This is a genomic window from Litorivivens sp., assembly GCF_057445395.1.
In genome coordinates, this window is sequence record NZ_JBVBUV010000128.1 from 1 (window position 1) to 4,622 (window position 4,622).

A 4,622-nucleotide genomic window follows, 5' to 3' on the forward strand; every position below is an offset into this window, starting at 1 on the left:
TGGGTTCGAGTTGTTTGAGTTGAATTTCACATTGGGGGTGTACTGCACCATATCCTGCGCATCAACCAGTGCGGCTTCGCTGGCCATTTCGCCGCCAACAACCGATACCGAAGCAGGCACGTCGATAAGGCCTTGTTCGCGTTTCTGTGCGGTGACAATAACTTCTTCAATCATTCGTTCAGCGCTGACCCCGCCGGGCATAATGCCGACCGCCGCTAGAGGCGCGAACATGCAGAGTGAGCGTTTCAACGAAGATCGATATGTTCTGTTCATTATTGGCTTCCCGTAGTTCTTTGCCGCGAGTGATCAGCGGCAAATATAATGGCAGTTATAGTGCCAATATGTATCGACGACGAGCAGATGTCAAGAATAACGTAGCCGAATTTTTATCCGTATTTGTGACTACTGGATAGTTAACCAGTGGAGAAAGGGGCTTGGGATATGGGGCCGATACCTGGCCTCAGCGCCGGGCCAGGATATCTTTGATTAGCGTGCTGATTAGCTCTCGACTGGCAGCCTTGCTGAGACCCTGATGCTCGCGCAGTCGATACCACATTTCGAAGGAAGCGATGGCATCGACCGCTTCGCGATAGGCTTTATCGAGTTGAGTGAGCTCTGGTAGCCAGTCGTCAAGATCCTTGCGCAGACCGCGCTGCATTTTGGCGTAGTTTTTCCGCAGAAACTCATATTTCCAGCGCTGGGCTGCAGTGCACAGGGCAATATTGGTATTCTGCTCATACACTTCCGCGTGCCGGTCGACAGCGTGTTCGATGCGCTCGTCCAGCGTCCCTTTTCGATCCCCGCCCAGCGTAAGCGCAATATATTCGTCGCGAATACTCTCATCGACGGCGACGAAGAGTGAGCTCATATCTTCGAAGTGCCGAAAGAAAGTGCGTAATCCAACACCCGCGCGTTCTGCAATTTGCTGCGCAGTTGGAATCAGCACACCTTCGTTAACCAGGTCCACGGCTGCGGAAACAATAGCTGCACGACTGCGCTCTGTCCGCTGGCGGCGGCCATCGGCGGGTTTCTGGGCAGTGGTTTTGGACATATAACGGATTCCTGAGCGTGGCGCAAAAGTGGTCATTCATGCCATGAATGATTTTGCGGCCAATTGTATATAGTGGCATATTCTCTGTCTATTGTTGCCGGTAGACAGAACGACTCATGCCGTTAAAACTTTGCAATCATATATTGACATTAACAATGCCATAATAATAAAGTCAACAGCACATAGTTATTCCGCTAACGGCCGGGCCGCGCTATATGGACACATCTGATCGACTGCAACTTATCGGTGCGCCTGGGTCGCCCTATACCCAGAAAATGCTGGGTCTCCTGCGCTATCGTCAAATTCCCTATAGCGTTACGTGGGGCATGCCTCAAGTAGTACTCGAGCAGATGGGGATTGCCGCTCCAAAGATGGTTTTTATGCCCACCTTTTTGTTTGATGACGGGGGCGATAGTTTAACAGCCCGCTGTGATTCAACTCCTATCATTCGGGAGCTAGAATCCAGATACTCGGGACGTTCCGTACTACCAACTGATCCCGCGCTTGCGTTCATTGACTACCTGCTTGAAGACTTCGCAGATGAGTGGGCAACCAAATATATGTTCCATTATCGCTGGTATCCAGAGGATGACGCCGACAACGCTGGAACACTGCTGCCTTTGAGCTCCGGCTCCCACATCGGCGATAGCGATGCTGCAAAGTTTAAAACGTTCTTTACCGAGCGACAGATATCCCGATTAAGCTATGTGGGCTCGAACAACGTGACAGCCCCGATCATTGAGGCCAGTTACCACCGTCTACTAAAGGCAATGCAAGCCCATTTGACTGAGCAACCGTTCCTGCTTGGCAACCGGCCAGCGGCTAGCGACTTCGCCCTGTATGGGCAGCTCACCCAGCTTGTAGGATTTGATCCCACCCCGCGACGTATTGCTCATGAATTATCTCCCCGCACAGTGGGTTTGGTGTACATGCTCGGTGACCTATCGGGACTTGATGTGACGGGCGACGATTGGAAAGCGCTGGAAGAACAACCAGATTCCTTGCGCGGACTTCTCGTAGAGTGCGGCAGAGTGTATGCGCCAGCCTTGCTAGCCAATTCTGCCGCCGTCGCAGCTGGTGAAAAAGAATGGGAAACCGAAATCGATGGCGCACGCTGGATTCAACAATCATTCCCTTATCAGGCGAAATGCTTGCAATGGATACGCGAAGCTTACGATGCGCTGTCTGTTTCAGACCGTGAAAGAGTCAACCAATTTATCCAGGGAACTGGCTGTGAAACATTACTGCTCTGAGTGCTGACTACTACTTAAGGATTTTATAACGTGGCTACAAAGCTTTTCGACCTACAAAATAAAATTGCACTGGTTACAGGTGCCAGTCGTGGTATCGGCGAATCAATTGCTAAACTGCTGGCAGAGCAGGGCGCGCATGTCATTGTGTCGAGCCGCAAAATAGATGACTGCCACTTGGTTGCAGATGCGATTAATGAAACAGGGGGCAGCGCAGAAGCTTTCGCCTGCCATGTCGGCAGCATGGAGGATATCGAGCGCGTCTTTAATCATGTGAAGTCGAAGCACGGTCGACTGGATATTCTGGTCAATAACGCTGCTGCGAACCCTTATTTCGGAAATATTCTCGATACCGACCTGCCCGCGTACAACAAAACCGTAGAGGTAAACATCCGCGGCTATTTCTTTATGTCTATCCACGCTGGCAGACTAATGCGAGAAAATGGTGGCGGGGTGATAGTCAATACAGCATCCGTAAACGCCCTTCAGCCGGGTGACTTCCAGGGAATTTATTCCATTACCAAAGCAGCAGTCGTCAATATGACGAAAGCCTTTGCCAAGGAATGTGCCAGCTTCGGAATCAGAGTAAATGCTTTGCTGCCCGGATTTACCAAGACGAAATTTGCTGGAGCGCTATTTAGCAGCGATGAAATTTACCAAGAAGCGATATCCCGCATCCCCATGAAGCGGCATGCAGATCCGGATGAGATGGCAGGAACTGTTTTGTACCTGGTATCCGATGCCGCCAGCTATACCAACGGCGAGTGCATTGTCGTTGATGGCGGTCTGACCATCTAATGAAGAAAGGACAAATTCGACGATGAACAAGATTAAAGTAGCTGTTGCTGCCATTTTCACTATTATCGCACTGGTCGCGATCGCGCTGCCATCGCTCCTGAGATTTGCGGGATTGCACCCGGAATACACCGGTGAAGCCGCCGAGTTCCCTGGAGGAAAAGCCCTGATCATTACCACCAGTCACGGTGTGCTGGCAGAGCCAGGCTCAGATGATGGACCTGCCACCGGTGTCGCTGCCTCTGAAATGACCCACCCGTACTACGTTTTTCAGGAAGCGGGGATAGAGGTCGACATCGCCAGTATTCAGGGTGGTGCTATACCGATTGACCCTCAGACACTTTCTTACCCGATAAGCACCGAGCATGATAAGCGCTTTTTGGAGGATAGTATTTTTCGGGCGAAAGCCAACAACTCGATCCCTGTGAGCGATGTGGATGTCAGCCAGTACGATGTTGTTTTTCTCGCCGGGGGATGGGGAGCAGCCTACGACATGGGTAACTCCGAAGAGTTGGCGTCCCTAGTCAGCGCTGCGTACTATGCGCCAAAAGCGCCGGTGATTGCGTCGGTCTGTCATGGCGCTTTGGGTTTGATCAATGCCAAAGATAAGAATGGCAAACTCTTGATCGAGGGACGACGGGCGACCGGCGTCACCGACAAGCAGGTCAAGGAGCTGGGTATCGAAGTGACCCCGATGCATCCGGAAACCGAACTACGCAAAGCCGGTGCGATCTTTGAAAGTGCCACGGCTTTTCGCGATCTGTTTGCCACTTGGGTGTCGGTAGATGATGAACAACGCTTTGTCACCGGCCAGAACCAGAATTCCGGACTAGAAACTGCGCAAAAGGCGGTAAATATTCTCGCGCAGCGTAAAACTCAATAATAACGAGGTATAAGCCATGCAATGGTTGTTGAAAGTTCCCGTCGCCCTGATAGGTGTGCTGATGCTCAGCATGGGGCTACGCTGGCTGCTAGCGCCGGCAGGCATCGCCGGTGAACTGGGTATGCCGCTGTTGGATGGCGCGGGGCTGAGTACGCAGGTAGGCGACCTCTCGGCCTTTTTTCTCTGCATCGGTGTGTTCACTTTACTGGGGCTCAGTACGGCAAGGCCTCACTGGTACTACGCTGCAGTCTTGTTGCTAAGCCTGACGGCTTTGGGTAGGGTTCTGGCGTGGCTGCTCCATGGGGCGGCGCTGTTGCCTAATGCCATTGGTCCAGAGATTGTCTTCAGCATTATTCTGCTCTTGGGGGCGCGTATTCTGTGCGCTAACGCGGAAAGTGGATCGTGATAGTTTCAATGCGAAACCGGGCTATTGTACTGCCAATGAGGCTCTTGTTTGCTTTCCTGGGCATGGTGGGAATTGTCCATGCTGAAATCAGCGTCAATGCCGATAGCGCACGCGATCAAAAACGCCCCAACATTGTCTTAATTCTCGCCGATGATTTGGGCTATACCGACTTGGGCTCTTTTGGCGGCGAAATTGCAACCCCTACCATTGATAGTCTTGCGACCGAGGGAATACGGT

6 protein-coding genes and 1 pseudogene are annotated in these 4,622 nt (G+C 52.0%); 5 read left to right on the top strand and 2 right to left on the bottom strand.

Annotation, left to right across the window (positions count from 1 at the left end):
- Both AC222A_RS18750 and AC222A_RS18755 read right to left on the bottom strand, forming a co-directional pair.
- Positions 1-273: pseudogene (locus tag AC222A_RS18750) on the bottom strand (TonB-dependent receptor); the annotation flags it as partial.
- A gap of 187 nt (positions 274-460) precedes the next feature.
- Positions 461-1,051, bottom strand: coding sequence for a TetR/AcrR family transcriptional regulator (locus AC222A_RS18755; protein ID WP_372749642.1), 591 nt, complete (start codon positions 1,049-1,051; stop codon positions 461-463).
- A 215-nt stretch (positions 1,052-1,266) separates the two neighbouring features.
- Between AC222A_RS18755 and AC222A_RS18760 the strand changes: the two genes are divergently transcribed.
- The 5 genes from AC222A_RS18760 to AC222A_RS18780 all read left to right on the top strand — a co-directional run.
- Complete coding sequence (locus tag AC222A_RS18760) at positions 1,267-2,304, top strand: glutathione S-transferase N-terminal domain-containing protein (protein ID WP_486775438.1); 1,038 nt, start codon at positions 1,267-1,269, stop codon at positions 2,302-2,304.
- Between the two features lie 30 nt (positions 2,305-2,334).
- A complete protein-coding gene (locus AC222A_RS18765) occupies positions 2,335-3,099 on the top strand; it encodes an SDR family oxidoreductase (protein WP_372749640.1) in 765 nt (254 codons plus the stop codon).
- A gap of 22 nt (positions 3,100-3,121) precedes the next feature.
- Positions 3,122-3,979 (top strand): type 1 glutamine amidotransferase domain-containing protein, encoded by an 858-nt coding sequence (locus tag AC222A_RS18770; RefSeq protein WP_372749639.1) that lies wholly within the window; start codon positions 3,122-3,124, stop codon positions 3,977-3,979.
- 16 nt (positions 3,980-3,995) lie between these two features.
- On the top strand, positions 3,996-4,385 hold the full coding sequence (locus AC222A_RS18775; protein WP_372749638.1) for a hypothetical protein: 390 nt from the start codon (positions 3,996-3,998) through the stop codon (positions 4,383-4,385).
- A gap of 62 nt (positions 4,386-4,447) precedes the next feature.
- Positions 4,448-4,622: sulfatase-like hydrolase/transferase (locus AC222A_RS18780; RefSeq protein ID WP_486775439.1), on the top strand; the 175-nt coding region annotated here is incomplete at its 3' end.